General features: G+C 53.2%; 14 protein-coding genes. 8 read left to right on the top strand and 6 right to left on the bottom strand.

Translation table 11 applies throughout. The features are described from left to right. Positions 1–82: 82 nt before the first annotated feature. The 4 genes from mepS to QNN88_RS03675 all read right to left on the bottom strand — a co-directional run bounded on the left by mepS (position 83) and on the right by QNN88_RS03675 (position 4,387). Positions 83–652, bottom strand: a complete 570-nt coding sequence (mepS, locus tag QNN88_RS03690) for a bifunctional murein DD-endopeptidase/murein LD-carboxypeptidase (RefSeq protein ID WP_043000104.1) — start codon at positions 650–652, stop codon at positions 83–85. A 413-nt stretch (positions 653–1,065) separates the two neighbouring features. After that, positions 1,066–1,785, bottom strand: coding sequence for a phosphatase PAP2 family protein (locus tag QNN88_RS03685; RefSeq protein ID WP_414239005.1), 720 nt, complete (start codon positions 1,783–1,785; stop codon positions 1,066–1,068). Between the two features lie 32 nt (positions 1,786–1,817). After that, positions 1,818–2,804 carry a CobW family GTP-binding protein gene (locus QNN88_RS03680; protein WP_414239004.1) on the bottom strand — a complete coding sequence of 329 codons (987 nt, stop codon included), beginning with the start codon at positions 2,802–2,804 and terminating at the stop codon, positions 1,818–1,820. Positions 2,805–2,920: 116 nt separating this feature from the next. Beyond that, the gene (locus QNN88_RS03675) at positions 2,921–4,387 is read right to left on the bottom strand and encodes a mannitol dehydrogenase family protein (protein WP_414239003.1); all 1,467 of its coding nucleotides are present in this window, start codon (positions 4,385–4,387) and stop codon (positions 2,921–2,923) included. A 205-nt stretch (positions 4,388–4,592) separates the two neighbouring features. Between QNN88_RS03675 and uxuA the strand changes: the two genes are divergently transcribed. Continuing rightward, on the top strand, positions 4,593–5,783 hold the full coding sequence (uxuA, locus tag QNN88_RS03670; RefSeq protein ID WP_414239002.1) for a mannonate dehydratase: 1,191 nt from the start codon (positions 4,593–4,595) through the stop codon (positions 5,781–5,783). 222 nt (positions 5,784–6,005) lie between these two features. Here the strand turns inward: uxuA and yeiP are convergent, their stop codons facing one another. After that, complete coding sequence (gene yeiP, locus QNN88_RS03665; protein WP_414239001.1) at positions 6,006–6,578, bottom strand: elongation factor P-like protein YeiP; 573 nt, start codon at positions 6,576–6,578, stop codon at positions 6,006–6,008. A 150-nt stretch (positions 6,579–6,728) separates the two neighbouring features. On the opposite strand from yeiP, the gene QNN88_RS03660 reads away from it, so the two are divergent. After that, complete coding sequence (locus tag QNN88_RS03660) at positions 6,729–6,983, top strand: YkgJ family cysteine cluster protein (RefSeq protein ID WP_414239000.1); 255 nt, start codon at positions 6,729–6,731, stop codon at positions 6,981–6,983. Here QNN88_RS03660 and setB read toward each other — a convergent pair. Continuing rightward, on the bottom strand, positions 6,980–8,161 hold the full coding sequence (setB, locus tag QNN88_RS03655; RefSeq protein WP_414238999.1) for a sugar efflux transporter SetB: 1,182 nt from the start codon (positions 8,159–8,161) through the stop codon (positions 6,980–6,982). The two genes, QNN88_RS03660 and setB, sit on opposite strands and share 4 nt — an antisense overlap. Positions 8,162–8,529: 368 nt before the next feature. Between setB and fruB the strand changes: the two genes are divergently transcribed. From fruB to QNN88_RS03625, 6 genes are all read left to right on the top strand, one after another. Beyond that, complete coding sequence (fruB, locus tag QNN88_RS03650; RefSeq protein WP_414238998.1) at positions 8,530–9,660, top strand: fused PTS fructose transporter subunit IIA/HPr protein; 1,131 nt, start codon at positions 8,530–8,532, stop codon at positions 9,658–9,660. After that, positions 9,660–10,598 (top strand): 1-phosphofructokinase, encoded by a 939-nt coding sequence (fruK, locus tag QNN88_RS03645; protein ID WP_042317960.1) that lies wholly within the window; start codon positions 9,660–9,662, stop codon positions 10,596–10,598. Before fruB ends, fruK begins: the two co-directional genes overlap by 1 nt. Positions 10,599–10,614: 16 nt before the next feature. After that, positions 10,615–12,306, top strand: a complete 1,692-nt coding sequence (gene fruA, locus QNN88_RS03640) for a PTS fructose transporter subunit IIBC (protein WP_414238997.1) — start codon at positions 10,615–10,617, stop codon at positions 12,304–12,306. A 287-nt stretch (positions 12,307–12,593) separates the two neighbouring features. Continuing rightward, positions 12,594–13,535: a pseudouridine kinase gene (locus QNN88_RS03635; protein WP_414238996.1), complete on the top strand. Its 942-nt coding sequence runs from the start codon at positions 12,594–12,596 to the stop codon at positions 13,533–13,535. Next, positions 13,523–14,458 (top strand): pseudouridine-5'-phosphate glycosidase, encoded by a 936-nt coding sequence (locus tag QNN88_RS03630; protein ID WP_414238995.1) that lies wholly within the window; start codon positions 13,523–13,525, stop codon positions 14,456–14,458. Before QNN88_RS03635 ends, QNN88_RS03630 begins: the two co-directional genes overlap by 13 nt. A gap of 85 nt (positions 14,459–14,543) precedes the next feature. Continuing rightward, positions 14,544–15,794 carry a NupC/NupG family nucleoside CNT transporter gene (locus QNN88_RS03625; protein WP_414238994.1) on the top strand — a complete coding sequence of 417 codons (1,251 nt, stop codon included), beginning with the start codon at positions 14,544–14,546 and terminating at the stop codon, positions 15,792–15,794.

Below are 15,794 nucleotides of genomic sequence, written 5' to 3'. Positions count from 1 at the left end.
AGGGAAGCAAAAAAAAAGCACCGCCGAAGCGATGCTTTTCGTTTTGTCTCGTCAGGGCTGCCAAGGGATAGCAACTAAACGATTAACTGCGGCTCAGAACCCGACGCGCTTCGTTGTAGCGCTTCTTCCAGTATGGCTCGTTCATGCTGGAAATAATGACACCGCTGCTGGTAGAGGCATGAACAAACTGGTTGTTGCCAATGTAAATACCAACATGACGGCCTGTCGAACCTGCACGGAACAGAACCAGATCGCCGGTACGCAGATTAGTGCGTGAAACCGATTTACCCGTTTCCTGTTGCTCGTAGGTGGAGCGTGGGAGCTCTAAACCAAATTGTTCACGGAATGTACGCTGTACAAAGCTGGAACAATCAATACCTTTTTTAGAGTTGCCACCGAGACGATAGCGCACGCCTTTCCAGTCAGCATATTGATCCATAATCCGCGATTTAACATCGAGGTTACGCACCATACTCTCAAATTCATCCTGAGAAGCTTGCAGTGAGGAAGCTTCTTGATTCACACCAAGCGTCTCAGAATGCGTGTTCTTTGCGGTGTTTGTGGTAGTGCTACATGCAGAAAGCAGTACCGCGACTGCTATCGCGGGAATCCCGCGCAAGATATATCTCAAGATCGGTTGAGATTTGACCATTTTGTTTGTTTTCCCTTGAAGTCCTTAACGATAAATATCGTTATAAAAAATGCCAAACGTGACGAGACTAATTACCTGCGCACAATGAGACAATTCTTTAAGCGCAAAACTGTGGCAGAACGCACAAATTTATTCGCGAAGAGAATAATAACCCAGCGAGGCAAAACGAGTTCGAGGTTACCCGATCGCCACTGGCTTGGCGAGTGATTTTATCTGAATTTTAATAAGAAAATGTGATACAGAAAGTGAATAAACGGGATTGGTCAATTTAAACGCAAAATGGTGGAAAAACAGGCAACCCATTCATTCTCAAAGGTAATGTTATGACTAAATAAAGACGATGAGATGAATAATTTATCTTAACGCATCATCAGGGCGTAAGAATAAACCCTGATGATGTTAATAACTGTGGGTTATTTGTTTAAGATTTGTTTGTTTTTGCCGGGAAGATAATTGTCGAAAAGCGTGATAAGGCGATCGCTTAACGGTGTCAGGAGACACCAGGGCAGGCCAATTAGAACCACGGTTAATGAACCGACGGCGATATCGGTGAACCAGTGAGCGCCGATCATGACACGCGGGAACGCAAAAACCACAACAATAATAAGGCCGATAAATCCTGCGGTTTTTCCGAAATAGCGCAGCATAAACGCGGCGAAAATAAGCAGCATCATCCCGTGATCGCCAGGGAAACTGTCTTTGGACGCATCCTTCGTTGAAATATGCAGCAACTCACTGACGCGATAAATATTATCGAAGCTGAGCGTCGGACTGGCGCGTTTAACGGGCAATAGCGCCTGACCGGCCTGGTTCAGAATCACGGCGGTAAGCAACATCACCAGACCGATGATGACAATACGACGGCGACCTGCAGGGGTCTCTTTCAGCCAGAAACTCAGCATCAGACAGCCCATCGCCAACAGGGAACAGGCGTCAAACGCCCGGTTATTGGTGATAGCGACCAGCCACAGGAAAGTCTGGCTCTCGACCAGTTTCTGGTTAAAGAAGTGAAAAATGCCGGCGTCAATGGGGAACCAGAATCCATGTTTCACGGGCATATACCAGCTCATGAACAAAGCCAGACCGGCAACATTCAGCAAAAGTATCAGGGGTAACCGGATTTTCATATTCAAAGCGTTCACTGTTCAATAAATCGCAGGCAACCTTACGCGTGTTCAGCTAAACGAAGCTTCAACAATGCGCTCTGCAACGTATTCCAGTCTGCCTCGGTACTGGAAATCAGTTCAATACGACTGTCCGGCGGCGCGACGTTCTGCGTTTCAATGTGCAGATCTTCACCCTGACGATTAATTCGCACGAGGCCTTCCGGAATACGCATAACGCCCTTCACCCGGCCAACCGGCGCCAGACGAGCCCATTCCAGCAGCCCGATGGTGTCAAATACGGTATCGGCATCGAAAATCCAGCCGCAGGCCTGATGCCCCTGGCCGCTGTTGAGGCTACGACGCCAGCGTTGCTGTGTTGGCAGGCTGAGCGCCGCCAGTCCTCGCTTCTCTGGATGGCTGTGCGAATGCGCTGCGCTGGTGGGCAGTTCAGCCAGGTTGAGACGCGGTAAATCGAGCAACTGTCCGTCAATCTGACCGTGCGTAGCCTGCACTAACTGCCGATGACCGCCGAACTGTTGCCACCAGGCCTGCAGGGCGCGTTCACTTTCCGCCGTTGCGCGATCGGTTTTATTCGCCACAATGATATCTGCCGCCGCTAACTGGTCGCGGAAGTTTTCATTGGTGACGATTTTTTCATCCAGCAATCCGCGTGGATCAAGAACGCACAGCGTGGCGCGAAGATCGATCCAGGGTTCATACACCGGCGCGGTGAGGAGGGAGAGGATCTGCTTTGGATGTCCCAGTCCCGTTGGTTCAATCAGCAGCCGGTCTGGTTTTCCCTGGCGTAACAATGTATTCAGTCCAACCTGCATCGGCAGGCCGTTCACACAGCACATGCAGCCGCCGGGGATCTCTTTGATCAACGCGCCACCTTCTGCGAGCAGGGCGCCGTCGATGCCGACCTCACCGAATTCATTGACCAGTACTGCCCATTTTTCGGCGGGGTCTTTGTGCGCTAACAGGTGAAGAATCGATGTAGTTTTTCCGCTGCCGAGGAAACCGGTGATGAGGTTAGTTTTGGTCACGCCTGCTCCAGAATGATGTGCCGTAACGGTTTCCATTAATCCTGGCGAAAAAAAGTGAAAAAGAGAAGGGCGGGACGAACGAAGACAGGCTTCGTTCGTCTTAATGGCAGAAATTGTTAACTTTTTAACGTCTCGATTACTGCATGATGCGCACCGTGTTGCGCGATGCGCTGCCAGGCGGCTTCTATCGTCTGGACAAACGCAGGATTGTGCGGGAGGTCGTTACCAAAAACTTCCTGTAAAGAGAGCAGGGCCGCGACACGCTGGTCCTCAGTACTGACAGCGACCATTGCGCGGATTTTATCGCTCAGCGGATCACGAACGTCAATGGCCGCGCCGGCATCATCCACGCCGCTGGCATAGCGCATCCATCCCGCCACGCCCAGCGCCAGTAATGGCCATGCGCTTTCGCGCTCCAGATGGAGACGAATACCCGCCAGCATCCGCTGCGGCAGTTTCTGACTACCGTCCATCGCGATTTGCCAGGTTTTATGCTTCAGCGCCGGATTCGCAAAGCGTTCAATCAGGCTTTGCGCGTAGCCGGTTAAATCTACGCCGGTAATAGTGAGTGTCGGCGCCTGTTCGTCCATCATCAGTCGGTACGCGGCTTCGCGGAACGCGCTGTCCTGCATACACTCATTAATATGCTGAAATCCGGCAAGATAACCAAGATAAGCGAGAAACGAGTGGCTGCCATTAAGCATCCGCAATTTCATCTCTTCCCAGGGGCGCACATCGCTGACCATTTGTACACCTGCCGCTTCCCATGCGGGACGACCGGCGACAAAATTGTCTTCAATCACCCATTGAATGAATGGCTCGCAGCTGATCGCACAAGGATCGGCTACATCCAGTTCGCGAGTGATTTCAGCCAGCGACTCTTCCGTCGCGGCGGGAACGATACGGTCGACCATCGTGGCGGGGAAGCTTACGTGTTCACGGATCCAGTCTGCCAGTGCGGGCGAGCGCTTTTCCGCCATCCCCAGCACGGCGTTTTTCACCACGTGACCGTTATCAGGAATGTTGTCGCAGGAGAGCACGGAGAAAGGCGCCAGCCCGCGTGCCTGCCGACGTGACAGCGCTTCCACCAGAATACCGGGCGCAGAATGAGGTTCATCAGGCGATTGCAGGTCGTGAACAATGCGCGGATTCGTCAAGTCCAGCGCGCCGGTTGCTGGATCGATGCAATATCCTTTTTCAGTGATGGTCAGCGAGACAATCGCCACCTGAGGTTCGCAGAATTTTTCGATTATAGCGGCGAGCGAATCGAGTTTCGCATTCAGGCATTCGTTGACGGCACCGACGATAATCGCCTGATTGCCGTCTGCGCCTTTTTCCAGCACGGTGTATAAATGATCCTGCTCGCGGAGTTGACGCATCAACGTGTCGCCGCTGAACAGGCTGATTTCACAAATTCCCCAGTCTCCGCCCTGGGCGTTCAGCACCCGATCGGTTAGTAATGCCTGATGCGCACGATGAAAGGCACCAAAACCGAAATGCACTATGCGAGTTTTCAGTTGCTGGCGGTCATAGCGTGGCGTTTGTACGCCATCCGGCAATATTGCTGAGGCAATTGTAGTCATTTATTACACACCTGATTAACCATAAATTAACAACACCAGTGTAAAGTTATATGACAACAAATTAAATTGGTAAGCCGAATTTATCCGGGTAATGTGAGCTGGATCAATCAATCATCTCCCCTTTATTGATCGCTGAGCAGAAGCCTGTATGGTAGTCGTCATTCAGGTTCGCTAATTTGGTATAACAACTTTGTGAGGTAAAGCAATGGAACAAACCTGGCGTTGGTACGGACCTAACGATCCGGTATCACTTGATGATGTGCGTCAGGCTGGCGCAACGGGCGTTGTAACGGCATTGCACCACATTCCGAACGGAGAAGTATGGCCGGTCGACGAGATAAAAAAACGTCAGGCGATTCTGGCGGAAAAAGGGTTAACCTGGTCGGTTGTCGAAAGTATTCCGGTTCATGAAGAGATCAAGACCCGCTCCGGTCAATATCAGACCTGGATTGCGAATTATCAGCAGAGCATCCGCAACCTGGCGGCCTGCGGCATCGACACCGTCTGTTATAACTTCATGCCGATTCTGGACTGGACGCGCACCGATCTCGAATACGAACTGCCGGACGGCTCGAAAGCGCTGCGTTTCGATCAGATAGCGTTTGCCGCTTTTGAGTTGCATATTCTCAAGCGTGCGGGAGCGGAAGCGGACTATAGCGAAGAAGAACAGCGTCAGGCGTTGGCTTACTTCAATGCCATGAGCGACACGGATATTGAAAAACTGACCCGCAATATTATTGCCGGTCTGCCAGGCGCGGAAGAGGGCTACACCCTCGATCAGTTCCGCGCGCGTCTGGCTGAATATGACGGTATCAGTAAAGACGATCTGCGCAACAATATGGCGGTGTTCCTGCGCGCGATTGTGCCGGTGGCTGAAGAAGTCGGCGTCCGCCTGGCGGTGCATCCTGACGATCCGCCGCGTCCGATTCTTGGGTTACCGCGCATTGTCTCTACCATTGAAGATATGCAGTGGCTGAAAGAGACCGTCGACAGCATTTACAACGGTTTCACCATGTGCACCGGGTCTTACGGCGTTCGCGCCGATAACGATCTGGTGAAAATGATCGAAACCTTTGGCGATCGTATCCACTTTACGCATCTGCGCTCGACGTGTCGCGAAGAGAACCCGAAAACCTTCCATGAAGGCGCGCACTTGCAGGGAGATGTGAACATGGTGGCGGTGGTATCGGCGATTCTGACCGAAGAGCAGCGCCGTAAGAAGGCCGGCGATTTACGTCCGATTCCGATGCGTCCGGATCACGGTCACCAGATGCTGGACGATCTGCATAAGAAAACCAACCCGGGCTATTCCGCTATTGGCCGTCTCAAAGGGCTGGCGGAAGTACGCGGTGTTGAGTTAGCACTGAAAATGACCCAGTTCCGCGACCTGCTGTAAGATCGCAAATAAAAGAAAGGACAGCGGCGGCTGTCCTTTCAGACTGGTGACAAAGAAGGAAAAAACGTGGTTTTTCCTTCTTTGTGGCTATCAGCCGAAAATCAATCAATTGATTTTCCTGGTTTTTAATGAGGTGATCTCTATTTATCCTGTGTTGTGGTGAGGTTTGTCATCACTCTCAAAGGACAGCGTCGGCTGTCCTTTCTTACGTCCAAACGAAAGTTAATCCGCACGGCCCATATAGCGGCGCTCTTCAATATGAATACGGATTTTCTCTCCGGCGCTCAGGTATTCTGGAACCAGAATAACCAGACCGGTACTCAGCGTCGCCGGTTTGTTGCGCGCGCTGGCTGAAGCGCCTTTGATACCAGGGGCGGTTTCCACGATTTCCAGATCAACGGTCTGCGGCAGTTCGAGCGCCAGCAACTGGCCATCCCAGGTCAGTACCTGCATATCCGGCATCCCGCCTTCCGGCATAAACAGCAGCTCTTCTTCAATCTGATCTTTGGTGAAGGTGTAAGGCGTGTAATCTTCTTTATCCATGAACACGTATTCGTTGCCATCGATATAGGAAAAGTCGACACCACGGCGGCTCAGAGTGACGGTATCCACAATGTCGTCGCCCTTGAAACGCTCTTCCACTTTCAGACCGGTACGGACATCGGAAAAACGCATTTTGTACAGCGTTGCCGCGCCACGGGCAGTCGGGGACTGAATATCGATATCTTTCACAATCAGCAGCTTGCCGTTGTAATTCAGTACCATACCTTTTTTGATTTCGTTCGCTCTTGGCATCGAAAAGATCCTGTATTAGAGATTAGCTAAATTATCGCGTCAAACTACTCGCGCCGGGTCATTCAGGCAAGCGGAATTCACCTTTAGCTGGTGCAAAAAAGGTGGTACTGTGCGCACCTGTCCGGGGGTCACAATAAAGAGAGTCAGATTATGGAATGCCGTCCGGATTGTGGGGCGTGTTGTATTGCCCCTTCTATTTCTAGTCCTATCCCCGGCATGCCGCAGGGAAAGCCAGCAAACGTGAGGTGCGTCCAGCTCTCAGATGACAACCTGTGCCGTATTTTTGGCTCCAGCCTGCGCCCCAATGTCTGTCGCAGTCTCAAACCGTCCCCGGAAATGTGCTTAACAAATCGCGACGAGGCGATGACCTGGCTTATTGACCTGGAAGCGCTAACCGCGCCCTAAACATCCTTAATGCGCGTCAGACAGGCCATGGTGGCGATAATCATCACCAGTGCAAACCAGAAAACGGCATGATAGTTCCAGATTTCAGCGGCAATACCCGCCAGTGACCCGGCGATAATCCAGCCGACGCGGATAGTATTAGTGTAAAGCGTGGTGGCTGAACCCGCCTGACCGGGCATCAGATCCTGAAAATAGAGCATACCGATGCCGCCGAGAATACCAATGTAGATAGCGTTCAGCAGTTGTAAGCCCAACAGCACTACCGGGGAGTGCGCGACCAGCATACCTGCGTAAAAGCAAAAACCGGCAGCCACCGCAATACACATCAGCAGGCGTTTACCCAGACGCTTCGCGAAGTATCCCGCAATCAGCATCGTCGGGATTTCCAGCCCGGCTGCTGTCCCCATCATCACACCCGCCAGTTTCTCCGGCAGATGCAGCTCATTAATAATAAACAACGGCATATTAATGATATACAGGCTGTTGGTTCCCCACATTAAGGTACAAATTGCAAACAGCAGCAGGGTATCCCGACGATTTCGACGTGGTGCTTCCAGCGTACCCGTCGCCAGCCCGGTTTCTTTGCGCATTGAGGGTAAGAAAAACCACACCATCACGCCGCAAACCACAAACGCCACCGCAGCACTGAGGTACATCACCGTAAAGCTGAAGCCCATTGCCAGCGCGTAAGCCAGCGGCGGGCCAATCACCCACGCAAGTGAAACCTGGGCGCGCAGTATGGAGCTGAACATCACCGCTTCACGGCCTGTGCGGTCAGCATGTTCGCGGGCAAGGGCAAACATTTGCGGGTTGGCGGTCGAACCAAAACTGCTGAGAAACACCCCGACAAACAGCAAAATAAAATAGTTACGATTCCAGGCAAATAACACGCACGCCAGCATGCCCAGCACACAGCAGAAGACGATCAGCTTTTTGCGATCGCCTTTTTTATCTGAACGACCCGCCAGAAACTGGCTCACCAGGATGCCGATCACCGCACTGCCGGTAAAAAAGAAGCCGACCATGCCGGGACGTGCATGGACTTCATCGGTCAGAAAAAGGCTCAGTGTCGGCGTCTGTAGGGCACCGGCGATGCCGGTGAGAAAGGCGACAATCAGGAAAGCCGTAGACGTCAGGTCAAACGCTTTTGGCGAGGCGGCAGCGGGGGTGTTGTGCATGTTTGGATATCAGTAGTGTGATGAGACGCGGAGTTTACGCCGCTTAGTGAGAAATAAACAGATGCCTAAATCAAATTGCCACGAAAAATCAAAATGGCATTTCACTCTGTCTATGTTGCTAGCTGACGCTGCTGAACCCTAAGCGAAATAGTGCCGCATTGACTTCAGCAACATACCGTTGATGAGGCAAAAATGTGCATTGCTTCTAAATTTTGCGATCAAAAATGCAACTTTTCTTGCGTGCTGAAGCAGAAAGCGCAAGACTTCTTGAAACGTTTCAGCGCTGTCGAGTCTCAGTTGAAGGAACCGTATAGCGTCTTTTTTCTCATGCAAGCTGAATCGTTTCAATTCAGCAGGAGAGGAGAACCATGTTTCAGTTATCCGTTCAGGACATTCATCCGGGCGAGCAGGCCGGAGACAAACAGGAAGCCATCCGTCAGGTTGCCGCTGCGTTAGTGCAGGCCGGTAACGTAGCGGACGGCTACGTAGAGGGCATGCTAGCTCGCGAGCAGCAGACGTCCACTTTTCTTGGCAACGGGATTGCGATTCCGCACGGCACCACCGACACCCGCGATCAGGTGCTGAAAACCGGCGTTCAGGTTTTTCAGTTCCCGCAGGGCGTAACCTGGGGTGACGGTCAGGTGGCTTATGTGGCGATTGGCATCGCCGCCAGCTCCGATGAGCACCTTGGTCTGCTGCGTCAGCTGACACACGTGCTGAGCGATGACTCCGTGGCTGAACAGCTTAAGTCAGCGACCACGGCTGAAGAGCTGCGTGCGTTGCTGATGGGTGAAAAGCAAAGTGAGCAGCTGAAGCTCGACAACGACACGCTGATGCTGGATGTCGTCGCGACCGATTTAGTGACGTTGCAGGCGTTGAATGCGGCGCGTCTGAAAGAGGCGGGCGCGGTCGATGCCGCGTTTGTCGCGAAAGTGATTAACGAACAGCCGATGAACCTGGGTCAGGGGATCTGGTTGAGCGACAGTGCTGAAGGCAACCTGCGCAGTGCCGTGGCGGTGAGTCGTGCGGCAAATGCTTTTGACGTTCAGGGCGAAAAAGCCGCACTGCTGGTGACTGTTGCCATGGCTGACGACCAGCCCGTGGCAGTGCTGAAGCGTCTGGGCGATCTGCTGCTGGAGACGAAAGCTGACCGTCTGCTGAACGCCGACGCGGCGACCGTTCTGGCGTTGCTGACCAGCGATGACGCACTGACGGATGACGTGCTGAACGCCGAGTTTGTGGTTCGCAATGAGCACGGACTGCATGCCCGCCCAGGGACCATGCTGGTCAATACGATTAAACAATTTAACAGTGAAATTACCGTGGCAAACCTTGATGGAACCGGCAAACCGGCAAATGGACGTAGTCTGATGAAAGTGGTAGCGCTGGGCGTGAAGAAAGGACATCGCCTGCGTTTTACAGCGCAGGGAGCTGATGCTGAACAGGCGCTGAAAGCGATTGGCGATGCCATCGCTGCCGGTCTTGGGGAGGGCGCGTAATGAGCAGACGTGTTGCGACCATCACGCTAAACCCGGCTTACGATCTGGTAGGGTTCTGTCCTGAAATTGAGCGCGGTGAAGTTAACCTGGTGAAAACGACCGGTCTGCACGCGGCGGGGAAAGGGATCAATGTCGCCAAGGTGCTGAAAGATCTCGGGATCGACGTGACGGTCGGCGGTTTCCTCGGCAAAGATAACCAGGACGGTTTTCAGCAGTTGTTCAGCGAACTGGGAATTGCTAACCGCTTTCAGGTGGTGCAGGGGCGTACCCGTATCAACGTTAAGCTGACGGAAAAAGACGGTGAAGTCACTGACTTTAACTTCTCCGGTTTTGAGGTCACGCCTGCCGACTGGGAGCGTTTTGTGAATGATTCCCTGAGCTGGTTGGGTCAGTTCGACATGGTGTGCGTCAGCGGCAGTCTGCCATCCGGCGTGAGTCCGGAAGCCTTCACCGACTGGATGACCCGCCTGCGCAGTCAGTGCCCATGCATTATCTTTGATAGTAGCCGCGAAGCCCTGGTTGCAGGACTGAAAGCCGCGCCGTGGCTGGTGAAACCGAACCGCCGCGAACTGGAAATCTGGGCCGGCCGCAAGCTGCCTGAAATGAAAGATGTGATTGAGGCCGCGCATGCGTTACGTGAGCAAGGTATTGCACATGTGGTGATCTCCCTGGGGGCAGAAGGTGCGCTGTGGGTGAACGCCTCGGGAGAATGGCTCGCCAAACCGCCTTCGGTTGACGTGGTCAGCACCGTGGGCGCCGGGGATTCGATGGTTGGCGGCCTGATTTACGGTCTGCTGATGCGTGAATCCAGCGAACATACGCTGCGTCTGGCGACCGCTGTCGCTGCGCTGGCGGTCAGTCAGAGCAATGTCGGTATTACCGATCGTCCACAGTTGGCCGCAATGATGGCGCGTGTCGACTTACAACCGTTTAACTGACAGCAGGAGAGGCATAATGAAAACGCTGCTGATTATTGACGCTAACCTTGGGCAGGCTCGCGCTTACATGGCGAAAACTCTGCTCGGTGCGGCGGCGCATAAAGCAAATCTGGATATCATCGACAATCCAAATGACGCTGAACTGGCGATCGTACTGGCCGATGCCATCCCTAATGACAACGCGTTGAACGGCAAAAAAGTCTGGCTGGGTGATATTGCCCGGGCCGTTGCGCACCCGGAACTGTTTCTCAGCGAAGCCAAAGATCATGCGAAGCTTTACAGCGCACCGGTTGCCGCAGCGCCTGTTGCCACAACCAGCGGTCCGAAACGCGTTGTGGCCGTGACGGCGTGTCCGACCGGCGTCGCGCATACCTTTATGGCGGCGGAAGCGATCGAAACCGAAGCGAAAAAACGCGGCTGGTGGGTGAAAGTCGAAACCCGTGGTTCTGTGGGCGCGGGCAATGCCATTACACCGGAAGAAGTGGCACAGGCGGATCTGGTGATTGTGGCGGCAGACATTGAAGTGGATCTGGCGAAATTTGCCGGTAAGCCCATGTACCGTACCTCAACCGGACTGGCGCTGAAGAAAACCGCGCAGGAACTGGATAACGCCGTGACGCAAGCCGTGGTATATGAGCCTACCGGCAAAGCGCAGGCTGCGGCGAATGAAGGGAAAAAAGAGAGCGCAGGCGCATATCGTCACCTGCTGACGGGCGTTTCCTACATGCTGCCCATGGTGGTTGCCGGCGGTCTGTGTATCGCGCTTTCCTTTGCCTTTGGTATTGAAGCATTCAAAGTGGAAGGGACGCTGGCGGCCGCGCTGATGCAGATTGGCGGCGGTTCAGCCTTTGCGCTGATGGTGCCGGTTCTGGCGGGATACATTGCCTTCTCGATTGCTGACCGTCCGGGTCTGACGCCAGGTCTTATCGGCGGTATGCTCGCCGTCAGCACGGGCTCTGGTTTTATTGGCGGGATCATTGCCGGTTTCCTTGCAGGCTATGTGGCGAAGGCCATCAGCACGAAGCTGAAGCTGCCGCAGAGTATGGAAGCGCTGAAACCGATCCTGATCATTCCGTTGATTTCCAGCCTCGTAGTGGGTCTGGCCATGATCTACCTTATCGGTAAACCAGTGGCGGGTATCCTCGAAGGGTTAACACACTGGCTGCAAACCATGGGAACGGCGAATGCGGTGCTGCTGGGCGCGATCCTCGGCGGGATGATGTGTACCGATATGGGCGGCCCGGTGAACAAAGCGGCATACGCGTTTGGCGTCGGTCTGCTGAGTACCCAAACCTATGCGCCAATGGCGGCCATTATGGCGGCGGGCATGGTGCCACCGCTGGCGCTCGGTCTGGCGACCATTGTAGCGCGTCGTAAATTCGACAAGGCGCAACAGGAAGGGGGGAAAGCGGCGCTGGTACTCGGTCTGTGCTTTATCACTGAAGGGGCCATTCCTTTCGCCGCACGCGACCCAATGCGTGTTCTGCCGTGCTGTATCGTCGGTGGTGCGTTGACGGGGGCTATCTCCATGGCGGTCGGTGCAAAACTGATGGCACCGCATGGCGGTCTGTTTGTTCTGCTGATCCCAGGGGCGATTACTCCGGTGTTGGGATACCTGATTGCCATTGTCGCCGGTACGCTGGTCGCAGGCCTGGCTTATGCTTTCCTGAAACGCCCGGAAGCGGAAGTTGTTGCTAAAGCGGCATAACGCCATCGGCGTGTCATACCAGGGCAGAGATTTCTCTGCCCTTTTTTTATTTTCGTTTTGTGCCCTTCCTCGCAACTTTTTTCTCCGTTGCAAACTGTATCTATAAAAAATTGTGATTCTGTTCATGTCTGGCGGTTTTTGCCCTTGCCAGTGCGTTTACTTTTATAAAAACGAGCTTACTATGAACACATGTTCGAATGTAAACATGTGCTCTAATAATTTTATCTGAGCCGTGAATAGTCTTAACGATCTCATTGTCATGGTATTTTCATACCAGGAGATGTGCTATGCGCGAAAAGGAATACATCATCACGATTGGTTCCGCCAATATGGACGTTGCAGGATATTCGCATGCATCCTTAAATTATGCGGACTCGAACCCTGGGAAAATTAAATTTACGCCGGGTGGCGTTGGTCGCAATATCGCTCATAATCTTGCCCTGCTCGGGAAAAATTCATGGCTAATGACAGCGGTTGGCAATGATTTCTATGGGCAATCATTACTGGCGCAGACGAATCAATCGGGTGTGCATGTGGATAATTGCCTGATTGTTGCCGGCGAAAATACTTCAAGTTATTTATCGCTTCTCGATAATACCGGTGAAATGCTGGTAGCAATCAATGATATGAGTATTACTGAGCATATTTCAGAAGCGTTTCTGGCACAGCACGTTGATTTTATCCGTGGCGCAAAAGTCATTGTGGCGGATTGTAATATCAGTGAGCAGACACTGGCCTGGTTACTGGATAACACAGGAGATGTTCCGGTGTTTGTTGACCCGGTATCGGCATGGAAATGCGTCAAAATCCGCGAGCGATTAGGGCAAATTCATACCCTCAAACCCAACCGCCTTGAAGCGGAAACCCTCAGTGGCATTGCGCTGTCAGGGCGCGAAGATGTTGTGAAAGTCGCCGCCTGGTTCCATGCGCGTGGACTGTATCGCCTGGTGCTGAGTATGGGTGGCGATGGCGTCTATTACAGTGAAAAAGGCGGTGACAGCGGCTGGTCGTTGCCGATAAAAACCCATGTGGTCAACGTTACCGGGGCGGGTGATGCCATGATGGCGGGACTCGCTTCCTGCTGGGTTGATGACATGCCATTTATTGATTCCATTCGATTTGCGCAGGGTTGTTCCTCCATGGCACTGGCCAGCGAATATACCAACAACCCTGAATTATCTGTTGCGAACGTTAACACCCTTGTGGAGAACACAGAATGTCTGAATTAACGCTTTCCTCTGAATTACTGCATATTTCGCCAGAAGTCCAGGACGCCATTAACAGTAATAAACCGATTGTTGCGCTTGAGTCGACGATTATTTCTCATGGTATGCCTTTTCCACAAAATGCGCAGACGGCAATTGAAGTTGAAGAAACTATTCGTAAACACGGCGCCGTACCGGCAACCATTGCCATTATTGGCGGGGTAATGAAAGTCGGGTTAAGTAAAGAAGAAATTGAATTATTAGGTCGCGAAGGACATAGCGTCGCTAAAGTCAGTCGTCGTGATTTACCGTTTGTCGTCGCTGCCGGAAAAAATGGCGCGACCACTGTCGCCTCGACCATGATTATTGCCGCGCTTGCGGGAATTAAAGTTTTTGCCACTGGAGGAATTGGCGGCGTTCATCGCGGTGCGGAACATACATTTGATATTTCCGCCGATCTTCAGGAACTCGCCCATACCAATGTGACCGTGGTGTGCGCCGGCGCAAAATCTATTCTCGATTTAGGTTTAACCACCGAATATTTGGAAACGTTCGGGGTGCCGTTAATTGGTTATCAGACCACCGCGTTACCGGCATTTTTCTGCCGTACCAGCCCGTTTGAGGTCAGTATCCGTCTCGACAGCGCCAGGGAAATTGCGCGTGCAATGGCTGTGAAATGGCAAACCGGCCTGAACGGCGGGCTGGTGGTCGCCAACCCGATTCCGGAAGCCTACGCCATGGCGGAAGAGAAAATCAACGCGGCGATTGACCAGGCCGTCCGGGAAGCGGAAGAGCAGGGCGTTATCGGCAAAGCGAGCACACCATTCCTGCTGGCGCGCGTAGCTGAATTAACCGGCGGCGATAGCCTGAAGTCGAACATTCAACTGGTGTTTAACAACGCCGTACTGGCCTGCGAGATAGCGAAGGAGTATCAACGTCTCGCCTGATTGAAATGAACGGGCAGCGTGCGGTCGCCCGAAACCACCAAAACCTGGCTTCGCGCCGGGTTTCCTGGCATGAAGGGAAATCATTATGGATATAATGAGAAGTGTTGTGGGTATGGCGGTGCTGCTGGTGATCGCCTATTTACTGTCGGTGAATAAAAAGCGCATTAGCTTACGTACCGTAGGTGCTGCGCTGGTACTGCAAATCGCAATTGGCGGGATCATGCTTTATTTCCCGCCGGGTAAATGGTTGGTTGAGCAGGCCGCGCTGGGCGTGCATAAGGTCATGTCCTACAGTGACGCGGGCAGTGCCTTTATTTTTGGCTCTCTGGTTGGGCCAAAAATGGATGTGCTGTTTGACGGCGCCGGGTTCATTTTTGCCTTCCGCGTGCTCCCGGCGATTATATTTGTCACCGCGCTCATCAGCCTGCTGTACTACATTGGCGTGATGGGGCTGTTGATCCGCATTCTGGGTGGGATTTTCCAGAAGGCCCTGAATATCAGTAAGATTGAATCTTTTGTGGCGGTTACAACGATTTTCCTCGGGCAAAACGAGATCCCGGCGATTGTGAAGCCGTTTATCGACCGCCTGAATCGCAATGAACTGTTTACCGCGATCTGTAGCGGGATGGCCTCGATTGCGGGCTCGATGATGATTGGCTACGCCGGGATGGGCGTGCCGATTGATTATCTGCTGGCAGCCTCGTTGATGGCGATTCCTGGCGGGATCCTGTTTGCCCGTATTCTGAGTCCGGCAACGGAAGAGTCAAAAGTCACCTTCGAAAACCTCTCTTTCACCGAGACGCCGCCAAAAAGCATTATCGAAGCGGCGGCAAGCGGTGCGATGACCGGGCTGAAAATTGCCGCAGGCGTGGCAACGGTGGTTATGGCGTTTGTCGCAATTATCGCGCTGATTAACGGCATTATCGGCGGTGTCGGCGGCTGGTTCGGCTATGGTCATGCGACGCTGGAAGGGATTTTCGGCTGGGTGTTAGCCCCGCTGGCGTGGATCATGGGCGTTGACTGGAGCGATGCCACCCTGGCAGGGAGCCTGATTGGGCAGAAGCTGGCGATTAACGAATTTGTCGCTTACCTCAACCTCTCGCCTTATTTGCAGGATGGCGGCACCCTGGATGTGAAAACCATCGCCATTATCTCTTTTGCGCTGTGTGGGTTTGCCAACTTTGGTTCCATTGGTGTGGTGGTTGGGGCGTTCTCTGCCATCTCGCCTCAGCGTGCGCCGGAAATCGCCCAGTTGGGGATGCGGGCGCTGGCGGCGGCCACGCTCTCTAACCTGATGAGTGCGACCATTGCCGGGTTCTTTATCGGTTTAGCGTAG

Source organism: Citrobacter sp. ANG330 (assembly GCF_047467925.1).
Lineage (GTDB): Bacteria > Pseudomonadota > Gammaproteobacteria > Enterobacterales > Enterobacteriaceae > Citrobacter_A > Citrobacter_A amalonaticus_G.
Note: the sequence above shows the minus strand (reverse complement) of the source record. Positions and strands in the feature narration are given on the sequence as shown.